This is a genomic window from Qipengyuania pacifica (assembly GCF_019857205.1).
Classification (GTDB): Bacteria; Pseudomonadota; Alphaproteobacteria; order Sphingomonadales; family Sphingomonadaceae; genus Qipengyuania; species Qipengyuania pacifica.
The window spans coordinates 232,644-255,004 of sequence record NZ_JAHWXO010000005.1 but is presented as its reverse complement, the minus strand read 5'-3'; the positions used below and the strand labels follow the sequence as shown (position 1 = coordinate 255,004).

19 protein-coding genes are annotated in these 22,361 nt (G+C 59.9%); 8 read left to right on the top strand and 11 right to left on the bottom strand.

Annotated features, from left to right (window positions below):
- Window positions 1-414 precede the first annotated feature (414 nt).
- A complete protein-coding gene (locus tag KYK83_RS10385) occupies window positions 415-1,641 on the top strand; it encodes a GGDEF domain-containing protein (RefSeq protein WP_222828186.1) in 1,227 nt (408 codons plus the stop codon).
- A gap of 9 nt (window positions 1,642-1,650) precedes the next feature.
- On the opposite strand, the gene KYK83_RS10380 is transcribed toward KYK83_RS10385, so the two are convergent.
- The 5 genes from KYK83_RS10380 to tyrS form a co-directional block, all read right to left on the bottom strand.
- Window positions 1,651-2,358, bottom strand: coding sequence for a dienelactone hydrolase family protein (locus KYK83_RS10380; RefSeq protein WP_222828184.1), 708 nt, complete (start codon window positions 2,356-2,358; stop codon window positions 1,651-1,653).
- On the bottom strand, window positions 2,355-3,272 hold the full coding sequence (gene cysK / locus KYK83_RS10375; RefSeq protein WP_222828181.1) for a cysteine synthase A: 918 nt from the start codon (window positions 3,270-3,272) through the stop codon (window positions 2,355-2,357). Before cysK ends, KYK83_RS10380 begins: the two co-directional genes overlap by 4 nt.
- Entirely contained in the window at window positions 3,269-4,591 is a 1,323-nt protein-coding gene (locus KYK83_RS10370) for an MFS transporter (RefSeq protein ID WP_222828178.1), read from the bottom strand. Before KYK83_RS10370 ends, cysK begins: the two co-directional genes overlap by 4 nt.
- 63 nt (window positions 4,592-4,654) lie before the next feature.
- Entirely contained in the window at window positions 4,655-4,993 is a 339-nt protein-coding gene (locus tag KYK83_RS10365) for a PilZ domain-containing protein (protein WP_103024975.1), read from the bottom strand.
- Between the two features lie 100 nt (window positions 4,994-5,093).
- Window positions 5,094-6,323 (bottom strand): tyrosine--tRNA ligase, encoded by a 1,230-nt coding sequence (tyrS, locus tag KYK83_RS10360; RefSeq protein ID WP_222828177.1) that lies wholly within the window; start codon window positions 6,321-6,323, stop codon window positions 5,094-5,096.
- A gap of 32 nt (window positions 6,324-6,355) precedes the next feature.
- Between tyrS and KYK83_RS10355 the strand changes: the two genes are divergently transcribed.
- From KYK83_RS10355 to KYK83_RS10345, 3 genes are all read left to right on the top strand, one after another.
- The gene (locus KYK83_RS10355; protein ID WP_222828176.1) at window positions 6,356-6,898 is read left to right on the top strand and encodes a DOMON-like domain-containing protein; all 543 of its coding nucleotides are present in this window, start codon (window positions 6,356-6,358) and stop codon (window positions 6,896-6,898) included.
- Window positions 6,895-8,097, top strand: a complete 1,203-nt coding sequence (locus KYK83_RS10350; protein ID WP_222828174.1) for an exo-beta-N-acetylmuramidase NamZ family protein — start codon at window positions 6,895-6,897, stop codon at window positions 8,095-8,097. The genes KYK83_RS10355 and KYK83_RS10350 overlap by 4 nt, the downstream gene beginning before the upstream one ends.
- Window positions 8,098-8,237: 140 nt before the next feature.
- The gene (locus tag KYK83_RS10345; protein WP_103024979.1) at window positions 8,238-9,527 is read left to right on the top strand and encodes a spinster family MFS transporter; all 1,290 of its coding nucleotides are present in this window, start codon (window positions 8,238-8,240) and stop codon (window positions 9,525-9,527) included.
- Here KYK83_RS10345 and KYK83_RS10340 read toward each other — a convergent pair.
- The 3 genes from KYK83_RS10340 to KYK83_RS10330 all read right to left on the bottom strand — a co-directional run bounded on the left by KYK83_RS10340 (window position 9,437) and on the right by KYK83_RS10330 (window position 11,984).
- Complete coding sequence (locus KYK83_RS10340; RefSeq protein ID WP_222828172.1) at window positions 9,437-10,381, bottom strand: DUF817 domain-containing protein; 945 nt, start codon at window positions 10,379-10,381, stop codon at window positions 9,437-9,439. The two genes, KYK83_RS10345 and KYK83_RS10340, sit on opposite strands and share 91 nt — an antisense overlap.
- Before the next feature lie 9 nt (window positions 10,382-10,390).
- Window positions 10,391-10,732 carry a hypothetical protein gene (locus KYK83_RS10335; RefSeq protein WP_222828171.1) on the bottom strand — a complete coding sequence of 114 codons (342 nt, stop codon included), beginning with the start codon at window positions 10,730-10,732 and terminating at the stop codon, window positions 10,391-10,393.
- 70 nt (window positions 10,733-10,802) lie between these two features.
- Window positions 10,803-11,984, bottom strand: a complete 1,182-nt coding sequence (locus KYK83_RS10330; protein ID WP_222828170.1) for a vWA domain-containing protein — start codon at window positions 11,982-11,984, stop codon at window positions 10,803-10,805.
- Between the two features lie 132 nt (window positions 11,985-12,116).
- Between KYK83_RS10330 and KYK83_RS10325 the strand changes: the two genes are divergently transcribed.
- Entirely contained in the window at window positions 12,117-13,517 is a 1,401-nt protein-coding gene (locus KYK83_RS10325) for a methyl-accepting chemotaxis protein (RefSeq protein WP_222828168.1), read from the top strand.
- Window positions 13,518-13,574: 57 nt separating this feature from the next.
- Here the strand turns inward: KYK83_RS10325 and KYK83_RS10320 are convergent, their stop codons facing one another.
- The gene (locus tag KYK83_RS10320) at window positions 13,575-14,429 is read right to left on the bottom strand and encodes an AAA family ATPase (RefSeq protein WP_103024984.1); all 855 of its coding nucleotides are present in this window, start codon (window positions 14,427-14,429) and stop codon (window positions 13,575-13,577) included.
- Between the two features lie 359 nt (window positions 14,430-14,788).
- On the opposite strand from KYK83_RS10320, the gene KYK83_RS10315 reads away from it, so the two are divergent.
- Window positions 14,789-16,000, top strand: coding sequence for a bifunctional alpha/beta hydrolase/OsmC family protein (locus KYK83_RS10315; RefSeq protein ID WP_222828167.1), 1,212 nt, complete (start codon window positions 14,789-14,791; stop codon window positions 15,998-16,000).
- A gap of 75 nt (window positions 16,001-16,075) precedes the next feature.
- Here the strand turns inward: KYK83_RS10315 and KYK83_RS10310 are convergent, their stop codons facing one another.
- Together KYK83_RS10310 and KYK83_RS10305 are read right to left on the bottom strand one after the other, a co-directional pair.
- Window positions 16,076-17,377 carry an Nramp family divalent metal transporter gene (locus KYK83_RS10310; RefSeq protein ID WP_196846172.1) on the bottom strand — a complete coding sequence of 434 codons (1,302 nt, stop codon included), beginning with the start codon at window positions 17,375-17,377 and terminating at the stop codon, window positions 16,076-16,078.
- Window positions 17,378-17,420: 43 nt separating this feature from the next.
- Window positions 17,421-18,938, bottom strand: coding sequence for an alginate export family protein (locus KYK83_RS10305; protein ID WP_222828165.1), 1,518 nt, complete (start codon window positions 18,936-18,938; stop codon window positions 17,421-17,423).
- A gap of 347 nt (window positions 18,939-19,285) precedes the next feature.
- Between KYK83_RS10305 and KYK83_RS10300 the strand changes: the two genes are divergently transcribed.
- A complete protein-coding gene (locus tag KYK83_RS10300) occupies window positions 19,286-20,971 on the top strand; it encodes a sensor histidine kinase (protein WP_346729456.1) in 1,686 nt (561 codons plus the stop codon).
- Window positions 20,968-22,248, top strand: coding sequence for a sigma-54-dependent transcriptional regulator (locus KYK83_RS10295; RefSeq protein ID WP_346729455.1), 1,281 nt, complete (start codon window positions 20,968-20,970; stop codon window positions 22,246-22,248). The genes KYK83_RS10300 and KYK83_RS10295 overlap by 4 nt, the downstream gene beginning before the upstream one ends.
- The last annotated feature ends 113 nt before the right edge of the window (window positions 22,249-22,361 follow it).

Genomic DNA, 22,361 nt, shown 5'->3' with positions numbered 1-22,361 from the left:
CGTGTGTCACCTTTCGCCCATCTTCGAGTATGGGCGACACATCTAAAAGCGCGATCGAGAAGATGCGACTTACGCAGTAAAGTGGCGCGGCTCGCCGTCAGTTCTTCATTAATGTGAAAGAGCTGGCTCCAGCATCTACCCGACAGCAGCAGTGTAGGAAAATGCTTTTGCGCTCGTGAGTAACGGCTTCAACAAGATCCGCTAAGCATCGGTAAGAAAACGTAGATCAGAAGTTCGATCTTATTCATCACCGGGACGTCGGAGCACAGATTGACCTGCCTTGCTCCGAACGAAGCGCAGAGCGGACAATCATTCCACCGAATTGTTTCCAAGGGCATGGTCGTTAATCCCGTCAAACCCTAATGCGCGTTTAACCAAGCATTCGCACTTGGAAGTTACCGACTGGCTCCGCTCATGACCGCCGTTTTCATCCTCAGCATCAACATGTTCGTTTCGGCGCTGTTTGCGGTGGCATTTGCGGTGGTCGCATCTACCAATCCAACCGTTCGCGGTGCGCGGTGGCTCGCTGCCGCCTATGGCATCGGAGTAATCGATGTCGCGCTGGAGTTCCTTCTGCCTTCGCTGGCCCATCCGGGGGTGGGCGTGGTGGCGATCTATCTTGTCTATCTGACTGCACTGACCTTTGGGGTCGTGGGCGTCGCAACGCATTACGATGTGAAGCGACCGAAGATAGCTTTGGCGACGATCTGGGTTGCCGCCCTGGGGCTGATCCCGGCCCTGTTCTACCTGCCATATGGCTCGACCCTGCGCACGCTCCTGTACCAGCTTCCTTATTTGTCGCTGCATGTACTGATCGTTGTGCTCGTGCTCCGGTCCGGAAGGCGTATGGCGCTCGACAGGCTCCTGGCGGCCGTCAGTGCGATGGGCGCGCTCACCTATCTGTCAAAATCCGCCATTGTTGCGCGAGTGAACAACGCCCCCGATCCGCAAAGTTACCTCGGTTCGGAATACGCCGCGATTTCTCAAACCCTGGGCGCGGTTGTCCTCGTCGCCCTGGCATTGGTCCTGTTGCTGGTGATCATGCGCGACACCACGATGGAAATGGTCGTCCGCTCCGAAACGGACCCGCTTTCGGGCGTACTCAATCGTCGCGGCTTCGAAGCGCGCGGACAGCCTTATGTCGAACGCGCAAAAAAGAACGGTCAGCCATTGGCACTGATCACGATCGACCTCGATCGGTTCAAGGCGATCAATGACAGCTTTGGACATGCCGCGGGCGACATGGTGATCGCGGACCTAGCCGCATTGTTGAGTGCATCGTCCGGCCAGAGCGATCTGGTCGCGCGGTTGGGCGGTGAAGAATTTGCGATGCTTCTGCCGGGGCATAATGCAGCACAGGCCCAGGCTTTAGCGGAAGACATCAGGGTGCTGATTTCGCGCAAGCTTCCCCTTCGCTTGGGCAATGAGAAAGCGGTCACGGCATCGTTCGGAGTGGCCGAGTTGCAAATGACCGATCAGCTTTCCGACCTGTGCCGTAGATCAGACGTCGCCCTGTACGAAGCGAAAGCCGGGGGCCGCAACAAGGTCGCCGCGGCATCCATTCTGCGCGCGGTCGGTTCCGAAGAGGACAGGCGCGATTACGGCCGGGTGCAAGACAGCCGCACCAAATACTGCGCGTAATTTGCTGCGCTAACTGCGCAATTCCAGGACTTCGTCGAAGAGCGCGTGCATTGCGGCCCAGCTCTGGCGATCGGCGCTGGGATCGTATGCGGGATTTGGCGTCCCGTCGCGCGCAAGCGGGTTGGTAAAGCCATGTTCAACGCCGGCATAGCTGTGGAAGTGCCAGTCGGCCCCGATTGCGTCCATCTCTTCCCAGAAGGCCAGAACCTGTGGCCGCGGAACCAAGGAATCCGCGTCGCCATGACACACCAGAATGCGCGGTTTTATCGGATCGTTTGCGGGAAGCGAGGTTTCCAGCATCCCATGGAAGCTGCACACGGCAACCAGATCCTGCCCGGCGCGCGCCATCTCCAGTACCGCCATTCCCCCCAGACAGAAGCCTATCGCCAGATGGGGTAAATCTGGGTGCAAGGTGCGTAGGAGCTCGAGCGTTGCCCCCAAACGCCGGCGCATGGCTGCCGGATCGCTGCGCAAGGTCCGCATGGCGGCAAAGGCCTCTTCGGGATTTTCCGGTGCTTCGGGCCCGTAAAAATCGCCGATCAGAACGGCGTAGCCGGCATCGACCAGTTGCCGCGCCTTCATTTCGACCGCCGGGGTCGAGTTCATGAAGGTCGGATAGATCGCGACAGCGGCGCGGATCGCATCTTGCGGGTGTGCATGCAGTGCGGTCAGATCAACCGAACCGTCGCGATATCCGACCTTCCTGAATTCCGTCATTCGGGAAGGAAATCCGGCACCGAGAGGTAACGTTCACCGGTGTCGTAGTTGAACCCCAGGACCCGGGTGCCTGCGGGCAGATCGTTCAGCTTCTGCTTGATGGCGGCCAGCGTCGCGCCGCTGGAGATACCGACGAGCAAGCCTTCCTTTGCGGCACATTGACGAGCCATTTCCTTCGCATCTTCCGGTTCCACCTGGATGGTGCCGTCGATCGCCTGCGTGTGCAGATTGTCGGGAATGAAGCCGGCACCGATACCCTGAATGGGGTGGGGACCAGGCTGGCCGCCGCTGATGACCGGAGAGAGCGTTGGTTCGACGGCGAAAGCCTTCATATCAGGCCACGCGTCCTTCAGCACTTGTGCGCAGCCGGTAAGATGGCCGCCCGTGCCAACACCGGTGATCAGCGCGCCGATCGGCGCGTCGCTGAAATCGTCGAGGATTTCCTTTGCAGTCGTGCGTGCATGGACCTTCCAGTTGCTGTCATTGTCGAACTGGCTGGGCATCCAGGCACCATCGGTCTGTTCGACAAGCTGCTGCGCACGCTCGATAGCGCCCTTCATGCCGCCTTCCTTGGGCGTGAGATCGAAGGTGGCGCCGTAGGCGAGCATAAGTCGGCGACGTTCGACGCTCATGCTTTCCGGCATGACCAGAACCAGCTTGTAGCCTTTGACCGCGGCGGCCATGGCAAGTCCAATGCCGGTATTGCCGCTCGTCGGTTCGATAATCGTGCCGCCAGGCTTGAGCTTGCCCGCCTGTTCCGCATCTTCGATCATCGCCAGACCGATGCGATCCTTGATCGAGCCGCCGGGATTGGCGCGTTCGCTTTTCACCCAGACTTCGTGATCAGGGAAAAGTCGCGACAGGCGAATGTGTGGGGTTCCGCCAATGGTGGCGAGGACGGAGTCGGCTTTCATGGCATCTGCTCCTGCAGTTTTTCTTCAGGGGGAGAGTCTAGCAATTCCTCAGGCGGGTCAAAGGTCCGCGTGGTGCGCAAAACGGGAAATATTCTGGCCCAGATGGCGACGGTGACGATGGCGCCGACCCCGCCACCCACGACAGCGAAGACCGGCCCGATGAGAAAGGCCAGGCTGCCGGAGAAGAAATCGCCGAATTCGTTGGAAGCGCTGATGGTCAAGAGGCTGACGGACGAGACGCGGCCGCGCTTGTCATCGGGCGTGTGCAACTGGATCAGCGACTGACGGATGTAGACGCTGAACATGTCCGCGGCACCCACGATAAAGAGCATGGCCAGACTGAGCGGCATCCATTTGGATAAGCCGAATATGATCGTGGCCATGCCGAAAATGCCGACGGCCCACAGCATCCGAGGGCCGACATTGGTCTTTAGGGGCCGGAAGCTGAACCAGAGCGCCGTCAGCGCGGCGCCTACTGCAGGTGCCATGGCAAGCTGGGCAAGGCCGGTCTCGCCAACCTGGAGGATATCGCGTGCGAAGACCGGGAAGAGCGCCGTGGCCCCGGCAAGAAAGACGGCAAAAAGGTCGAGCGTTATCGCGCCCAGAACCATCTTGTTATGCACCACGTAGCGAAGGCCTTCGACCATTTGATGGATCGGCCGCTTGTTCGCTTCACGCGGGGGCTGGGGGACCTTGCCGATGAAGGACAGGGCGGTAATGGCGACCCCGAACAGGACGCATGCGAACGCATAGGGAAGCGCCGGATAGATGGCGTGGGTGTAGCCGCCGATCGCCGGTCCGACGATCATACCCGTCTGCCACGCGATGCTGGAGAGCGCGATGGCGTTGGGCAGGATCGTCTTGGGCACCAGATTGGGGGCCAGCGCGGATAGGGCCGGGCCATTAAAGGCCCGCACTATGCCCAGCACGATCGCCACGCCGAACAGCGCTGTGATCGTAAGCGTTTCGGACCAGGTGAACCACGTGAGGGTGGCGGCGCAGCCGAGCTGTGCAAGCATCGTCAACCGGGCGACGTTGCGACGGTCGAAATGATCGGCGGCCCACCCAGAAAACGGGGTAAGCAGAAACAGGGGCACGAATTGCAGCAGGCCGATCAGCGCGAGCTGCCCGGATGCCTCCGCAACGCCCAAACCGCTGTCACGGGCAATGTTGTAGGTCTGCCAGCCGATGATCAGCATCATCGCATACTGCGCCAGCGTCATCGTCAGTCGAGAGACGAAATAGGCGCGGAAATTCGCGATGCGCAGTGGCGAGGATTCGGGAGAAAGGGTGTCGGTTTCGTTCACCCCCGGACGCATGACAGGCCCGCCTTCGGTTGTGAAGACGGGCCTGCTTGTTCTTCTAGAAGAAGGTGTTGCGGCTCAGCGCAGCTTGCGTAGGCGCGGATTTGGCTGAAGCGTGTCGATCAGCGCCAGAAAGTCGTCGACGCGGATGATGCGTTCGAACTGAAAGCCAGCGCGGTTATCGCGGGTCCAGATGCAGTAGGCCTCGATGCGTCCGATGACAGGAAGCCGCACGATTACGCGCTCGCCTCGTGCGATCGCATCGGCGTTGTCGACCATGAAGCCGTTAGCCGAAATATTCGCAATGTGCAGCCGCACGTCGCCCCTGCCGAAATGTTCGGCAATGACGGGGTGGTCGACCGGATGGCGCGCCATGCGCCGCTGATCGGTTACGCTCAGTTGTGCTCCGGCACTCATGGCTGACGATCCCTTTATTCGTGAAACAATCGAGGGTCTCTATGCCTGTAAAAGGCTAGCAATTGGTAAACCGAAGCACTGTAATTGGGCGTTGTGCCGGCTAACGGCGGATTATGGCGTGCTTTTTCTTGCCTAGGCTGAGCTTGGATTCCGCGCCTTCGGCTATGGTTACCAGAAAGGCCGGATCGGCGACCGGTTCTCCGTCCAGCCTCACTGCGCCTTCGGTCAGTTTGCGCTTCGCTTCGCCGTTGGAAGCGGTGAAGCCCAGTGCGGTCAGAACGGCGCCGATGCGCATGCCGTCCGCGCCCACTTCCAGAGTGGGCAGATCCGCACCGGCCCCGCCGCCGGCAAAGGTTTCCGCTGCGGTTCGCTCGGCCAGCGCGGCAGCCTCGTCCCCGCGAACAAGCCGCGTCACTTCGTTGGCGAGTACCGTCTTCGCGTGATTGATTTCCGAACCTTCAAGCGATTCGAGCCGCGCGATCTCGCCAAGATCCAGATCGGTGAAGAGCCGCAGGAAGCGGCCGACATCCCGATCGTCCACATTGCGCCAGTACTGCCAGAAATCGTAACTCGGCAGCTGTGCCTCGTTGAGCCAGACCGCGCCCGCAGCGGTCTTGCCCATCTTGGCGCCATCGGCCGTAGTCAGCAGCGGCGTCGTCAGGCCGAACAGCTCGCTGCCGTCCATGCGGCGGCCCAGTTCCATACCGTTGACGATGTTGCCCCACTGATCGCTGCCGCCCATCTGCAGCCGCGCGCCCATTTCCTGCGACAGGTAACGGAAGTCGTACCCCTGCAGGATCATGTAGTTGAATTCGAGGAAGGTCATCGGTTGTTCGCGCTCGAGGCGCAGACGAACCGAATCGAAGCTCAGCATCCGGTTGACGGTGAAATGCGTGCCGACCTTCTGCAGCATTTCGATGTAGCCCAGACCGCCGAGCCAGTCCTGATTGTTGACCATGACCGCATCGGTCGGGCCGTCGCCGAACGTCAGCAGTCGTTCGAAGACGGTCCTGATGCCGGCGATATTCTCGTCGATCGTGGCGTCGGTCAGCATTTTGCGGCTTTCGTCGCGCCCGGTCGGATCGCCGATCCGTGTCGTGCCGCCGCCCATGAGGACGATCGGCTTGTGTCCGGTCTGCTGCAAACGGCGCAGCATCATGATCTGCACGAGGCTGCCGATATGCAGAGAAGGCGCAGTGGCGTCGAAACCGATGTAGCCGGGCACGATCTGTTTTGCAGCCAGGGCGTCGAGCCCCTCGGCGTCGGTTATCTGGTGGATGTAGCCGCGCTCGTTCAGCAGGCGCAGGAGATCGGATGTGTAGTTGCTCATGACGAGGCGTCCGCTAGCAGCTAAGGGGCGGCATGGAAATGTATCGATTGGTGCCGCATCAGGCTCATCCACCACTCGCCATTACAAGCATCGAAGCACGCGTCATCGGACGCGATACGAATTGGTTGAGGCTGCGCTGGCGTATCGAGGGGGCGGGCAGGCTCGTCGTGCCGAAATTCGCGGGCAAGGGCCGGGCGGACAATCTGTGGCAGACAACCTGCTTTGAAGTGTTTCTGCAACCCGAAGGCGGTGAACCCTATTGCGAATTCAACCTTTCCCCGTCCGAAAGGTGGAACGCCTATGATTTCCAATCCCGACGCGAGGGCATGGCGGAACGACCCGTCCAGCGCGAGCCCGTCTGCACGATGCGCATGGGCAGCAGCTTCGCCATTTTCGACGCCGCAATTCCCGGCGCGGCGTTGCCGCAGTCGCACTGTGCCATGGGGCTGACGAGCGTGATCGAAGAAGAGGACGGGCATAAAAGCTATTGGGCGCTGGCTCATCATGAAACGAAGCCGGATTTTCACGATCCGGCTTGCTTCACCGCCCGCCTTGCGCCACCCAGCGCGACATGAAATTCGGCATCGATCGTCTCATTGCAGAAGATGAACTTCGCAAGCCCCTTCAGAACCAGAGGGTTTCGCTCATTGCCCATCCGGCGTCGGTTACGGCGAGCCTCGATCATTCGCTCGATGCGTTGATCGATCGCGGGGTGAACGTCACCTCCGCCTTCGGTCCGCAGCACGGTCTGAAGGGCGACAAGCAGGACAACATGGTCGAGACCGCGGATGAAACCGATCCGCAGTATGGGATCCCCGTATTCAGCCTCTACGGAGAGGTTCGCCGCCCTACCGGACAAATGATGTCGAGCGCCGATATCTTCCTGTTCGATCTGCAGGACCTGGGTTGCCGCATCTACACCTTTGTCACGACATTGCTCTACATGCTCGAGGAGGCTGGGCGAGCGGGCAAGAGTGTCTGGGTGCTGGACCGGCCAAACCCTGCGGGCGGCCCGGTCGAGGGCACGCTTCTTCTACCGGGACAGGAAAGTTTCGTCGGCGCCGGACCGATGGTGATGCGCCATGGTCTTACGATGGGAGAAATGGCAAAATGGTTCGTCGACCATTTCAAAATCGACGTCGACCTCAAAGTGATCGAAATGATCGGCTGGAAGCCCGGGCATCCTTCGGGATACGGTTGGCCGAAAGATCGGGTCTGGATCAATCCGAGCCCCAATGCCGCAAATCTGAACATGGCAAGAGCCTATGCCGGCACGGTGATGCTAGAAGGGACCACGCTTAGCGAGGGCAGGGGCACCACCCGCCCGCTGGAAGTGCTGTTCGGCGCGCCCGACATCGATGCGAAGGCGGTTCTGGCCGAGATGAAGCGTCTGGCACCGGTCTGGCTGCGAGGCTGCGCAATACGCGAATGCTGGTTCGAACCGACGTTTCACAAGCATGCCGGCAAACTGTGCAATGGCCTGATGATACATGCCGAGGGACCGTTCTACGATCACCACGCTTTCCAGCCATGGCGACTGCAGGCGCTGGCTTTCAAAGCGATACGGCGCTTATATCCGGATTACCCCATCTGGCGGGACTTCCCTTACGAGTATGAATTCGATCGGCTGGCAATCGATGTCATCAATGGTGGACCGGCCTTGCGCGAATGGGTCGACGATAGCGAATCCGTGCCCGACGATCTGAATGCCCTCGCGAGCGCCGATGAGCACGCATGGCGCCAAACCATCGCGCCGCATCTTATCTACAGCTAGTTCTCCCGTGGCCTCCCCCGTGAGAGCCTTATCGTCCCGACCGTCGGTTCAATTTTCCATCAACGGCCTTGACGAAGTGTCGTAATCAGTAAAGCTTGGCCAGACAAAACGGGCATACCCGTACTTCTGGAGAGGTTTTAATGGCGACGTCGGCAGAACGGCAGACCGGTGGGTCGGTGAGGGTTACTCTGTGGATCCTGCTGATCGTCTATATCTTCAATTTCATCGATCGGCAGATCGTCAATATTCTCGCCGAACCGATCCGCATGGAACTTGGCCTGAGCGACACGCAGATCGGATTGATGACCGGGCTGGCATTCGCGCTGTTTTACACCGTGCTCGGATTGCCGATTGCACGGTTCTCGGACCGTTCGACCACCAACAGACCATGGCTCATCGGCGGGGCCCTGGCGATCTGGTCCGCAATGACTGCCCTGTGCGGACTGGCGCAGAATTTCGCCCAGCTTCTGCTGGCTCGGATCGGCGTGGGCGTTGGTGAAGCAGGCTGTACACCGCCCGCGCACTCCCTGATTGCCGATCTGGTCGAACCTTCCAAACGGGCATCGGCGCTTGCCTTCTATGCCCTGGGAATTCCCGTCGGCACGCTCCTCGGGATGTTCATAGGCGGTTTACTGGCAGACGCGGTGGGGTGGAGAAACGCGTTCCTGATCGTGGGCCTGCCCGGATTGATCCTAGCGGTAATCGTCTTCACCACCCTGAAGGATCCACGGCGGACAGGGCTCGTCAAGCAAACAGCTGCCCAGGCATCGGCTGGACAGATGCCGTTAAAGGACGCGCTGAGGGCGATGTTCAGTTCCCGCGCTTTCGTGCTTCTGGTGATCGCCGGTTCGGCGGCCGCGTTTCTTGGCTATGGTAAAATCACGTGGATCACGATCTTCTTCCAGAGAACGCACGGCCTGACACCAGGAGAGACGGGCTTCTGGTTCGGCGTCGTCAATGGCGGTGCGGGTATCGCCGGCACCATGCTGGGCGGATATATTGCCGACCGGTACGGCGCGAAGAACCGCAGGCATGTTCTGACCGCACCGGCCCTGGGAATGGTGCTCACCATCCCATTCGCGCTGTGGGCGTTCATGACCGACAACTGGTTCCTGGCTCTGTTCCTGCTGATCATACCGACGCTGTGCAACTCGCTATATTACGGCCCCACATACTCGAGCGTTCAGGGTCTCGTCCCGCTTCGGGCGCGAGCGATTGCAGCTGCAGTATTGCTCTTTTTCCAGAACCTGATCGGCCTCGGGCTGGGGCCTCTATTCTTCGGTATGCTGTCCGATATGCTTCAGCCTACGTATGGAGAAGAAAGCGTCAGGTATGTGCTTTACGGAGCCACTTTCCTCGGGCTCGTCCCCGCATTTTTCTTCTGGCGGTGCTCGCTGCGACTGGACGAAGAGCTCGACCGTAAGGATTGATCGGGCTCACGAACCGGGGCCACCAGTTCAACCAGGACGAAACTGATCAGCATCAGGAGAAACCAGCTGCCCAGCTTGGCGAGGCTGACCATCTGCCAACCGTTCTCCTGACCGGGATAAGTCCAGGCGCGCGCGAATGTGCCGATGTTCTCCGCGCCCCAGATGAACAGGGCAACGAGCAGGAACCCCAGCAAGAGCGGCATCCAGCGATGTTCGCGCCAGTTGCGGAAATAGACCCTGGTACGTGCAAACAGGAGGATAGTAGCCGCGAAGAGAGCGAGGCGTATGTCGGGTAGCCAGTGATGGGCGAAGAAATTCACATAGACCGCGGCGGCAAGCAACCACGTCCAACCACGCGTTGGATAGCAAGTGTAGCTGAAATCGAAAATTCGCCAGACCCTTGCGATATAGCTGCCGACGGCCGCATACATGAATCCCGAGAAGAGCGGGACCGAGCCGATATGTAGAGTGCTTGCTTCGGGATATACCCACGAGCCGGCGGCTGTCTTGAACAGTTCCATGACCGTGCCGACCACGTGGAAGATCAGGATCACCTTCGCTTCCGCCCAGGTTTCCAGTCGAAAGGCGAGCATGCCGCCCTGAATGGCGACTGCGGCGATCGTAAGGAAATCATAGCGGTGAACTGGCGCGTCTTCCGGATAGAAGAAGTGCGTGGCCAGAAGAAGCGCGAGCATGAGGCCGCCGAACAGGCACGCCCAAGCCTGCTTTATGCCAAACAACAGAAATTCATACAGCCCAAGGCGCCATCCGGTACCTGGATCGAACCGTTCGAGGCTGAGGCGAATTCGAGCGAAGCGTGAGTGATCGAACTCATCCGATCGCAACGCTGTCATCGAGCCAGATCAGCGCGCCGGTTCAAGACGGGCTGGGCCATCCGGAGAAGAGGGCAGGGGGCGGAAATCCGCCTTGTCGTTGTGCATTACCATGACGCTGCAACCGTCAATCTTCTGGTCAACTGCGGCAATGAAATAAGGTTTGTCAGCCGTTGCAGGCTGGCGATCCAGTTTGGTCAAGACGGAATCCTGGCGCGCTTGCGTAATCAGATCATCGCACGCGTCTCGCTCGACATCCGGAGTTCCCAAGACCGGCATTGCCGATCGAGGCGCGCTGTGCGTGGCTTCGCTTTCAGGTGAAGATGCCGCTATCGACACGGCGGCTGCGCAAAGCAGGAATGTAACTCTCATCGACATTCTCCTTTCCACGCACGGTAGATCAAAATTCAGCGGAGTTACAAGATGGGTTCATTTGGCCGCGTCAGCCCTGCTTGCGGCTCAGTTCGCGCATCGCATCATCCAGCCCGTCGAGCGTAAGCGAGTACATACGATCATTGACGATGTGTTTCATCACCTTGGTCGACTGCGAATAGCCCCATTGCTTTTCCGGCACGGGGTTCAACCACACGGTTGCCGGGTAGGTGTTTACGACGCGCTGCATCCACGTGGCGCCAGCCTCTTCGTTCATATGTTCCACACTGCCGCCGGGATGTGTGATTTCGTACGGGCTCATCGCGGCGTCTCCAACGAAGACAACCTTGTAGTCATGGCCATATTTGTGGAGCAGGTCCCAGGTCTTGGTGCGTTCCTGCCAGCGACGACGATTGTCCTTCCAGACGCCTTCGTAGAGACAATTGTGGAAGTAGAAGAATTCCAGGTTCTTGAATTCGCTGGTCGCGGCGCTGAACAGTTCTTCGGTGATCTTGATGAACGGGTCCATAGATCCGCCGACGTCGAGAAACAGGAGCAGTTTCACCGCATTGCGACGTTCGGGTCGCATATGAATATCCAGCCAGCCCTGCTTTGCCGTACCTTCTATCGTCGCGTCGATATCCAGCTGGTCGGCGGCGCCTTCACGCGCGAAACGGCGTAGACGGCGCAGGGCCATCTTGATGTTGCGAGTGCCGAGTTCCTTGGTGTTGTCGAGGTTCTTGAATTCTCGCTTGTCCCACACCTTGAGCGCGCGCTTGTGCTTGCTTTCGCCGCCTATACGCACGCCTTCCGGGTTGTAACCGGAATTGCCAAAGGGCGAGGTACCACCCGTGCCAATCCACTTGTTACCGCCCTGGTGACGCTTTTCCTGTTCTTCGAGCCGCTTCTTCAGCGTCTCCATGATCTCGTCCCAGTCGCCCAGGCTCTTGATCTTTTCCATCTCCTCGTCGGAGAGAAATTTCTCGGCCACAGCCTTGAGCCAATCTTCGGGTATGTCGACAGGGTTCTGACCGTAATCGCTGAGGACACCCTTGAAGACCCGCTGGAAGACCTGGTCGAACCGGTCGAGCAGGCCTTCGTCCTTCACGAAGGTGGCCCGGGAGAGGTAATAGAACGCCTCGGGCGATTGTTCGATGACATCGCGATCCAACGCCTCGATGAGCGTCAGGTGTTCCTTGAAGCTTGCGGGGATGCCCGCAGCGCGAAGTTCGTCGACGAAATTTAAGAACATCGGTAATGTCTAGCGCGTGCCGATCCGTCGCACCAGTCCTGCTTTGCCACTCGTCGCGGAGGCCATTTAACCGTCCGCTAACCACCCTTCGTTAGGAGGTTCGCAAACAGGGACAAAGGGGTCACAACAGCCATGGAACTTAGCGCGATCGATGCCCGGGGCGCATCGGCTCTCGACAGGATACCCGAAGCGTGCGGGAAGGTCACCGTGGGCTGTTCCGACGTCGCCGGTATCGTTCAGGGCGTGATCGATTCCTTTGGCCACCTGCGTAGCGAATATGTCGAGTTGCAGGGTACCGTACGCGCCCTCGACGAGGACCAGAGTAAAGTCCTGGAGGCGAGCGACGAAGCGCGTTTGCTTTCCGAACGCGCCATCGAACGCCTAAACGATGGCACGACGCTTATCAGCAGCTCGCTCAACGAGATCGGCAATCTCCTGAGCCTGGTTGAAACACTGACGGAGCACGTTACCGGCTTTGCTGCGGCAATGGACCAAGTGCGGCGATCGAGCCAGGAAATCGACCAGATTGCCGAAACGACTAATATTCTCGCGCTCAATGCCACGATCGAGGCCATGCGGGCCGGTGAACAGGGACGCACCTTCGCCGTTGTCGCCAACGAGGTAAAAGCGCTCGCCAGCGAAACGCGCAAGGCGACTGAGGAAATCAGCCGGACCGTCGATATGCTGGGCGGCGAGGCGGAACAGGTCATCGAAAAGATCCAAAGCGGTGCCGCCGCCAGCACGCAGGCCAAGAACTCTGTCGGTGCGATCGAAGACACGATGCGCAGCGTCACCGAACTGCTGCTCGAGGTCGACGGACAACAAGACCAGATTGCCCGCAACACAGCCACGATTTCCGATCACGTTCACCGGGTTCAGGACGTGCTCGGTGATTTCGACGGTGCCGTCAGCGAAAACGAAAGCAAGCTCGCGACGGCGCATGGGCGCATGGAAGAGCTTGAACTGATCGCGAGCGACATGTTCGACAAACTGGTCAAAGCTGGTCTGTCGCCGCAGGACAGTTCCATGGTCGAGAAGGCGCAGGGGCATGCGCAGGAGATCGTCGCACTTGCCGAGCAAGCAATCGCCGCGGGCGAACTGTCGGTGGATCAGCTGTTCGATCGGAACTATCGCCAGGTCCCCGGTACCAATCCGCCACTATACCGCACGGCGTTGAGCGAATGGGCCGATGCCAATTGGCGTCCACTGAATGATCGCGTGAGCGGCGAAGGCGGGGCCGTCATCATGTGTTCGCAGGCAGACATGAGCGGATTCCTTCCGACCCACGTCACCGCGCATTCGCGTCAGCCGACTGGCGATCTGGCCCATGACACGAAATACTGCCGCAATGGCCGCATTATTCTGGAAGGGATCGACCACGTCGCCAAGGCGACAACCGATCCATACACGATGGCGGTCTACCGCCAGGAAGGCGACGGCAAGAACTACATGGTCGTGCGCAACGTTTATGTGCCGCTTCACATCGGCGGACGGCGCTGGGGCGATTTCGAGCTGGCTTACAGCTTCCGGTAAAACCGTCGGTCGGGAAGGGCGACGGGACTGCAAACGTCAGCCCCATCGCACACGGAATTATTGCTGGCGCCGGGCCATGAAGGCGAGGCGTTCGAACATCATAACGTCCTGTTCGTTCTTGAGCAGGGCGCCGTGCAGCGGCGGGATCGCGGCGTTGGGATTGGCATCCTGTAGCACGTCCAGCGGCATATCTTCGTTGAGGAGCAGCTTGAGCCAGTCGATCAATTCGCTGGTCGAGGGCTTCTTCTTCAGGCCGGGCACGTCACGGATTTCGTAGAAAATCTCCATCGCCTTGGTGACGAGAGATTTCTGAATTCCCGGAAAGTGGACTTCGATGATGTCGCGCATCGTGTCGTGATCGGGGAACTTGATGTAATGAAAGAAGCAGCGGCGCAGGAATGCGTCGGGCAGTTCCTTTTCATTGTTCGAGGTAATCACCACGATCGGACGTTCTTTCGCTTCGATCCGCTCGTGCGTTTCGTACACGTCGAAGCTCATGCGATCGAGTTCCTGCAGAAGATCGTTCGGAAATTCGATATCGGCCTTGTCGATTTCGTCGATCAGCAGGACGGGCAACTGCGGTGAGGTGAAGGCTTCCCACAGCTTTCCCTTCTTGATGTAGTTGGCGATGTCGTGAACGCGCTCGTCACCGAGCTGGCCATCGCGCAGACGGGCAACGGCGTCATATTCATACAGGCCCTGCTGCGCCTTGGTGGTCGATTTCACGTTCCATTCGATCAGGGGCGCATCGATGGCCTTTGCGATCTCATGCGCAAGGACCGTCTTGCCGGTACCCGGTTCGCCCTTGACCAGAAGCGGGCGGCGCAGCGTCACCGCGGCGTTGACCGCCACCTTGAGATCTTCGGTGGCGATATAGGACTTCGTACCTTCGAAACGGCTCGGTTCGGTCATCGGTTTTCCCTTGCAACTTTACGTAAGCGTTAGGGGCCGCAGAAGTGAAGGGCAAGGGGCATCTCGAACCCAAGCGTGACAGCGACCGGGGGTGGATTAAAAACTCCATATCCTTCTATTACGACGCAAATACAGATAGATATGGGGCAATTGATCAAACTCATTGTCACCTTAGTTTTCGCCGGCAGCAACCATGCAAACTGCCGGTCGATGCGCCGACATGCACGAATTCCCCTTTGTAGGAAAATGTCCTGTCGCGTGACGACGGCGAAAGAGGGTGCCACCCCAGCGGTATCTTTGCAGAGCCTTCGTCCCTACTATCGAAGATCAGATTATCCGTCACGCCGCGAGGAGACCCCATGCCGACCGAAACCATCACCATTGCGACCAACGCGGGCCATAATCTGGAGGGTTCGCTCGAATTACCGACGGGTCTGGTGCGTGGTGCCGCGCTGTTCGCGCATTGCTTTACCTGCACGCGGCAGAGCAGGGCGGCGGTACATGTTTCCCGTGCCCTGGCGCAGCAGGGCATCGCCTGCCTGCGGTTCGACTTTACCGGGCTTGGTGGCAGCGAGGGGGATTTCGGGCATGCGGGCTTCGCCACGGATATCGCAGACCTGGTTGCTGCGGCAGAGCATTTGCTCGAGCGCTTCGCACAGCCGATCCTGCTTGTGGGACACAGTCTGGGCGGCGCAGCGGTTCTGGCGGCGGCAGATGATATCGGTTTCGACAGAATCGCTGCCATCGCCACCATCAGCGCGCCCAGCGACGTGCCGCATGTCCTTCAGCGCATCGACGGCGATATCGACGCCATACGAAAGGAGGGGGAGGGCCCGGTCACAATCGGCGGGCATTCCTTCACACTCAGCCGCGAATTTATCGAGCGGGTAGAGGATGTCGATCTGCTTTCCCAGGTCAGCAAGTTGAAGCGGCCCCTGCTGTTCCTCCATTCACCCACCGACGAGTTGGTGGGGATAGAGAACGCCACCGCCCTGTTTAGTGCCGCGAGACATCCGAAGAGCTTCGTCAGCCTGGATCACGCCGATCACCTCCTGCTGGACGACAAGGACGCCGCGTTCGCAGCCGATGTCATCGCCGCATGGGCGAGCCGCTATATCCCTGTAAGGGACGATTGGCCGATGCCGGAGGAAGGCGTGGTCGTTAAGACGGGCCATGGCAAATTCGGAACAGAAGTGCACACGGCCACCCACCGCTTCGTGGCCGACGAGCCGACAGACTATGGCGGTGACGATAGCGGTCCCACGCCCTACGATCTTTTGACCGCGGCGCTGGGGACCTGCACGGCCATGACGATGAAAATGTACGCGGACCGGAAAGGCTGGCCGCTAGACGGAGTGACTGTGCAGGTGACGCATGAGAATAATCACGAATGCGTGCATGCCAAGGCGATGGAAGACGGAACCAAAATCCAGGCGCTCAATCGCCGGATCTCGATCCACGGCGATGAACTGGACGACGACCAGAAAGCGCGAATTCTGGAAATGGCGGACAAGTGCCCGGTTCACCGCACACTTGAAGGCGAACTGCACATCCACACCGATCCGCTTTAGAATTGTAGAAAATTGATACCCGGCGACAGGCTTCACGCTTGCACAGAAGCGTCGCCGGGCATCTGTCGTAGCCTGTTAACTGAGCAGGCGCGCGACCTGCTGGACGGCAAGCACCACGAACAGGATTGCAGAGCCCGCGAGCGTCAAGTTCGCGACCACACCGTTTCGGGCATGGGCTGGCACCCGTTCGGAATTGTTGAGCATCAGCAACGTAACGGCAAGGAACGGCATGAACAGCGCGCCGAACGCCCCGTAGATGATGACCAACAGGAACGGCCGGTCTGCAAACAGCAGGATCATAGGCGGGAATGTCAGCCAGGCGAGATAGAACTTGTAGGCGCCGCTGCCTTCATGGCCGCCTTCGCTGGCGCCGCGCAACTGGTACCACCAGTCGGAGAAGAACAGGCTCATGCCCTGCCAAACACCCAAGAGCGATGAGAGGGAAGTCGCCGCAAAGCCGACCAGGAACAAGGTCGCGATGGTCGCGCCGAAGCGTTCTTCGAGCACCCCGGACAGACCCAGCAGCCCCTTGTCGCTGTCTTCAAGCGCAATACCTGCAGAATAAAGCAGTTCCGCGCCCACGATCAGCATGGCGATGACGAAAATGCCGGTAACGATATAGGCCAGCGCATTATCCACCCGCATCATCGGGAACCACGGCATGCCGCGCCAGCCCTTGGCCTGCGTCCAGTATCCATAGGCCGCGGTGGTGATGGTCCCACCCACGCCGCCGATCAGGCCAAGCGTATAGAATAGCGATCCTTCGGGAAGTTCGAACGTCATTCCGCGTGCCATGTCGGGAAGGCTGGGCGCCACCAGGAAAGCGAGGCCGACCATGATGATGAACATGAGGCCAACCAGTATCTTCATGACGATTTCGAAGGTTTCGTACCTGTTGAACCACACGAAGACGAAGCCGAAGATACCGGCGATGATCGCCCAGGCCCGCAGGGGCAGTTCCGGGAACAGGGCTGTCAGAGGAAGGGCGGTCGCGCTCATGGCGGTGGCCCCGTAGATGAAGCCCCAGATGATGACGTAAACACCGAAATACCAGCTCGTCCATTTGCCCAGGGAGCGCCAGCCCGCCAGGATCGTGGACCCAGTGGCAAGGTGATAGCGCGCCGACCCTTCGGAAAGAGCGATCTTGACGATGCAGCCGACGACCGCCGCCCACAGCAGAGCATAGCCAAAGCGGGAACCGGCAATCAGGGTGGCGACCAGGTCGCCTGCACCGACACCGGTCGCGGCGACCACGATGCCAGGCCCAAGATGGCGCCACATCTGCCCGCGGGTGGGCGGAGCGGAATGCGCATCGGGTCCCTCGGAGCTGGTGGCCGATGGGCCAGTCTGCGCAGTTACGCCGGTTTCAGTATTCATGTCTCTCCCCTGTGACCTTGGCGGCCCTTATGGTGGAACAAAATCAGAAGCGGTAGCTCAGCCACGCTGTCGCAAAAAAGCTGTCGGCATAGCCCGCGCGGGTCAGGACGTTTCGCGCGATGGTGTATTCGGTGCGTGTACCCATGAAGAGGCGCGGCGTGATATTCCACCGCGTCTGCATGCGGATCATGTCGGCCACCTTATGCCCGGACACCTGATCGGTGCCTACGTAAGGACGGTTGATGGGGCGATAGACCGCGTCGGTTTCTTCCGGACGATAGCTGAGCTGGTATTCGAGATTGACCGAAAAGTTCTTGAAGGCCTGGAAATTGAAACCGGGCGTGACCGCCAGCAAATTGGTCGGCGTCATAGTGATCTGATAGCCGAACGGCGCATTGATGCCATAGGGCGTGGTGGCGGTGCGCAATGTGCCCGTACCGCTGGTGCCGTTGCCCCCGCTGCCATAATCGAAGCGCAGACCGACCGAAGGCGCGGTGCGGTCTTCGCCCAGACGATAGGTCTGCGACAGGAATACCTGCCAGGCGGAAATGTCGCGATCGCCAAATGATCCGGACTGGTAGTTCGCGTTCCAATCCACCGTGATCGGACCAGCGCTGCCCCAAAGACGTGCGCCCGTATACAGGCGCCGATCATCGGCAATTTGTGGCCCCCACGTGAGATCGTTCTGCCTCAACCGCCAGATGAAGGGATCGAAGTACAATTTCGATCCCCCGAACATATCGGTCGGCAAGACAAAACCGAGATTTACACCGCTGAAGCGGGTATCGTCGTCGCTGCGATCGTCACTAGTGCCACCCGCGCCAAGTTCGGTGAACTCGAAATCGAACAGTCCTGCGCGAACGCGAGAGCCGCGAACCCATGTCCGCAGGCCGTTGACGACGAAGCGGATAGTGTTGAAATCGCGTGACCCGATCAACAACGCGGACCCATCGAGGAATTCCTGGCGGCCGTAGCGCGCACCAGCCTCGAGCCCTGCAATATCACCGCTGACTTCCGCAAAGGCTTGCTGGACGACGAGGTCGTTCTTGAAGTTGGTCTGCTGGGTTGTGAGATTGCGACCGTCGAGCCCCCCATGGGCGATCTCGGCGAAGAGCCGGACATTCGGCCCTAAATGCAAGTCCGCGCCGCCGATCACCCGGAGCCGGTCACGCCGTTCGGTAGGGCGATCGACCAGGCCGGTGTTGGTGAGAAAATCACTGCGGACGCGAATTTCGCCCGAGAGGGTCAGATAGACTTCGCCGTCGTCCGAAAGAGGCAGGAATTTAAGCCGATCCAGGAAATCGTCGCGCTTTGTCTGGTCGGCCATGGCGCGCCAATCCTCGGTCCAGCGGGTCGAGGCGAGGCGACCCACAACCTGACCTTCGCCAATTGCTTCGCGTGGGTAGGGATCGGTTACGGGTGTCTCGTCCCGGTCTTGGCCTACATCGCCCGCGGCCTGCGAGGCGACGGGCGCCTGGGCGCTTTCATCGTCACTGCTAGCGGCGGGCAGATTGGGCTGGGCAGCTCCTGCAAAGGCCAGGGCGAGCATGATCGATTGCATGATCCGCGCTTCTTATCGAGCTGCGAAAAACTGGCCGGCGGGCGTTGACCCACACGTCGCTTGCGCGAGCGGCGGTGCGATGGGTCGATCGATGATCGGCAAGTCTTGTGCCATGATGATGTCCTCTCTCTCTCGCAGGTCCCGCTTTCTGCGGGATCCCCCATCGGCGGAGCATTCGTGCGCCCTGCCGACCTTGAAGGAGGAGAATGACCGATTTCGTGGCGTGGCGAAGAGGAATTCCATCTTGGGTAAAGTGGCGGAATATCAGTGATTTGCTTTACGCCTCCAGTTTTTATGTGCCGAACTATAGACAGACATACCTCGGTATGTGCAGAAATGTGCACATAGTGTTCGAACGTGATTCGCCCCTCAGATATGCCTGGCGCTGGATAGTTGCGGTCGTTGTAAGCGTTACTGCGGCGGGATGGCTTGCCGGACTGGCCGCCGCGCAATTCACGCAGGATGCGGCCGCATCACGTATGGCAACCGAAGCGCAACTGCGCGCCTCGCTGCTGGAAAGCGAAGTTGCGCGATACCGGCTTCTGCCGACGCTGCTGGCGAACGATGTCGACGTGTTGCGATCCGTGGATGATGCGCCAGGCGCACGCGAGACGCTCGATGCACAGTTTGCCCAACTCGCCGATGCGACCGGGGCAGCGGCCATTTTCCTGCTGGCACCCAATGGGGATACGATCAGCGCCAGCAACGCGAACACACCGATGAGCTTTCTTGGCCAGAATTTCGCCTTTCGCGAATATTATCGCGAGGCGCGCCGCGGCGGCACCGGTATCGATTATGCCCGGGGAACAGTAAGCGGCAGGCCCGGACTGTTCCTCTCCCGCGGAACTGCCAACGGCGGCGTGGTCGTCGTCAAACTCGAATTCGATGAGCTGGAAGCCCAATGGGGTCGTGGGGGAGGGGCCACCATGGTCGAGGGGAAGAACGGGACTGTCCTGATCACCAGCGATCCTGCCCTGCGTTTCCGCACCAGCGACGCGGGTAGTGAAGAGGGCGATCTCTCGGCGCTACTGGGCGGCGCGCAAATCGCCGCTGCCGTCCCGATCGCCGTTGAAGGCTGGAAGCTCGTTCATGCAGAACCGCGCGCAGTGGCGCTTGGGGGAGTGGTGCCGATTGCCCGCCTCGCCGGCGCGCTGGCGGCGCTGGCCGTGCTTGCGCTGACGTGGATCGTTCTCGCGCGTCGCCGCCGACGGGTCGACATGGAGCGCGCGCGGATAGCACGCACGGCGGAACTCGAATCCGAAGTGGAGGCCCGCACTCGCGCTCTCCGGCTTGAAATGGACGAACGGGCAGCAAGCGAGGAACGTGCCGCCGCCCTGCGGGAGGGCCTGCGTCAGGCAAACCGCCTCGCCACGCTGGGACAGGTGACGGCCGGGGTCGCCCATGAAACCGCGCAGCCGGTCGCCGCGATCCGGACCTATGCTGCCAATGGCGTTACCCTGTCCGAAAGGGGAGACAGCGCAGGCGTATCCGAGAACTTCGTCGCCATTTCACGTCTGGCAGACAGGATCGGAAAGATCACAGCAGAGCTTCGCAATTTCTCCCGAAAACGGACCGACAAGCTTGAAGATGTCCGACTGAGCGATGCCATGGCGGGGGCGCAACTCATTCTCAAAGAGCGGTTGCGGCCGATCGAGCTCCATCTCGCACCCGAAATGGAGACACTGACAGTCCGCGCCGGCCGGGTTCAACTGGAGCAAATCCTAGTCAATCTGCTGCAGAATTCGGCCGAGGCGCTGGTTGATGTGCCGGATGCAAAGGTCACGATAAGTGTACGAAAAGAAAACGGAATGATTGTCTTGAACGTTGCCGACAATGGTCCCGGTCTATCGAAAGCGATGATTGCGCGACTGTTCACTCCGTTTTCCACCGAGCGTGAGGGCGGGCTGGGGCTTGGCTTGGTGATCGCCCGTGACATCGCGCGAGATATGGGCGGAGATCTTCGTCATGTCGCCAACGGCGGGAAGGGCGCGGCGTTCGAGCTTACCTTGCGCCCGGCAGGAGAAGTGCCGTGACGTCTCTCGGACCGGTGATGGTCGTCGACGATGATGCGGATCTGCGCGCATCATTAAGCCAGATGCTGACACTCGCCGGATATGAGGTCAGCGAGGCGCGCGACGGCGCCGAAGCGTTGCGGGCACTAAGTCGCGAATTCGCCGGACCAATCGTCAGTGACATCCGCATGCCGGGAGTGGACGGGATCGAGCTGCTAGAGGCAGTGTACGACATGGATCCCGAACTCCCGGTGATCCTGCTGACCGGTCATGGCGATGTTGCGATGGCGGTGGACGCCCTGAAATCAGGGGCTTGGGATTTCCTGACCAAACCCTTCGACCCGCACGAGCTTGAAGGGGCCGTATCGCGCGCGGCGGACAAGCGGCGGCTGGTCATGGAAAACCGCCAGCTAAAGGCCATGGCGGGGAAGGGGGCGCGGACATCCCCGATCATCGGGCATTCTGCCGCTATCGAACAAGTGCGCCAGACGCTGGCGGCGCTGGCCCCGACGCCGATCGATCTGCTGATCGAAGGGGAAAGCGGAACGGGAAAGGAACTTGCGGCGCGTGTGCTGCACCATGATTCCCGAAATTCGCGGCGGTTCGTTGTGCTGCCCTGTGCAGGTATAACGGAAGCGATGGCGCAGGATCGGTTGTTTGCGCCCGATGGCCCCATCGCCGATGCGCAAGGCGGCACGCTTTTCATCGATGACCTGCATCGTGCCGGGCCGCTGCTGCAGTCTCGCCTCGCGGAATTTGCGGAGACGCGCCAACTCGGCACTCTCGATCGGGATCAGGCGCTCAGCGTGGCCTGCCGGGTAATCACAACGGTGGCTCACCGTGACGATCTCGCCAAGATCGATCCCGCCTTGCTTTATCGCGTATCCAGCATGCGCGTAACTCTGCCGCCGTTGCGCGAGCGTCGAGAAGACATTCCGTTGCTGCTTACCCATTTTCTGGGAGATGCGGCCCAAAAACATGGGCGTGATCCGATCCAGCCCGATCGGTCCACGTTGGATTGGGCGGCGGGCCATCGATGGCCCGGCAACGTCCGCGAGCTCGAAAATCTGGCCGAACGCATGATCCTTGGGCTGGAAACAAGTTTTGGCGTTGGAGAGCAAACGCAAACATTGCCGGAGCGGCTCGAGGCTTTCGAGCGCAACCAGATCATCGCCACGCTGGCCGCGTCAGGTGGCAGCGTCGCCAAGACGATCGAGCGCCTCGGCATTCCGCGCAAGACGTTTTATTACAAGGCGAACAAACTCGGGATCGATCCAGCGCAGTTCCGCGGCGACTGAATGAAACGATCGTTTTTCAGAATTTTGCTTGGGAGGTGTTTGCGCGGGGGCGTCCAATCCTGGACGGACCGACAGAAATCCAAGATTGATAATATATATTATGTTAAATTGAG

Bases quoted from the DNA above. Each gene is read 5' to 3' on its own strand.
- KYK83_RS10325 (WP_222828168.1), top strand. From the start codon at position 12,117: ATGGAACTTAGCGCGATCGATGCCCGGGGCGCATCGGCTCTCGACAGG.
- KYK83_RS10385 (WP_222828186.1), top strand. From the start codon at position 415: ATGACCGCCGTTTTCATCCTCAGCATCAACATGTTCGTTTCGGCGCTG.
- KYK83_RS10365 (WP_103024975.1), bottom strand. From the start codon at position 4,993: ATGAGTGCCGGAGCACAACTGAGCGTAACCGATCAGCGGCGCATGGCG.
- KYK83_RS10350 (WP_222828174.1), top strand. From the start codon at position 6,895: ATGAAATTCGGCATCGATCGTCTCATTGCAGAAGATGAACTTCGCAAG.
- KYK83_RS10305 (WP_222828165.1), bottom strand. From the start codon at position 18,938: ATGCAATCGATCATGCTCGCCCTGGCCTTTGCAGGAGCTGCCCAGCCC.
- KYK83_RS10320 (WP_103024984.1), bottom strand. From the start codon at position 14,429: ATGACCGAACCGAGCCGTTTCGAAGGTACGAAGTCCTATATCGCCACC.
- KYK83_RS10345 (WP_103024979.1), top strand. From the start codon at position 8,238: ATGGCGACGTCGGCAGAACGGCAGACCGGTGGGTCGGTGAGGGTTACT.
- KYK83_RS10370 (WP_222828178.1), bottom strand. From the start codon at position 4,591: ATGCGTCCGGGGGTGAACGAAACCGACACCCTTTCTCCCGAATCCTCG.
- cysK (WP_222828181.1), bottom strand. From the start codon at position 3,272: ATGAAAGCCGACTCCGTCCTCGCCACCATTGGCGGAACCCCACACATT.
- KYK83_RS10355 (WP_222828176.1), top strand. From the start codon at position 6,356: ATGGAAATGTATCGATTGGTGCCGCATCAGGCTCATCCACCACTCGCC.
- KYK83_RS10310 (WP_196846172.1), bottom strand. From the start codon at position 17,377: ATGAATACTGAAACCGGCGTAACTGCGCAGACTGGCCCATCGGCCACC.
- KYK83_RS10335 (WP_222828171.1), bottom strand. From the start codon at position 10,732: ATGAGAGTTACATTCCTGCTTTGCGCAGCCGCCGTGTCGATAGCGGCA.
- KYK83_RS10315 (WP_222828167.1), top strand. From the start codon at position 14,789: ATGCCGACCGAAACCATCACCATTGCGACCAACGCGGGCCATAATCTG.
- KYK83_RS10330 (WP_222828170.1), bottom strand. From the start codon at position 11,984: ATGTTCTTAAATTTCGTCGACGAACTTCGCGCTGCGGGCATCCCCGCA.
- KYK83_RS10340 (WP_222828172.1), bottom strand. From the start codon at position 10,381: ATGACAGCGTTGCGATCGGATGAGTTCGATCACTCACGCTTCGCTCGA.
- KYK83_RS10380 (WP_222828184.1), bottom strand. From the start codon at position 2,358: ATGACGGAATTCAGGAAGGTCGGATATCGCGACGGTTCGGTTGATCTG.
- tyrS (WP_222828177.1), bottom strand. From the start codon at position 6,323: ATGAGCAACTACACATCCGATCTCCTGCGCCTGCTGAACGAGCGCGGC.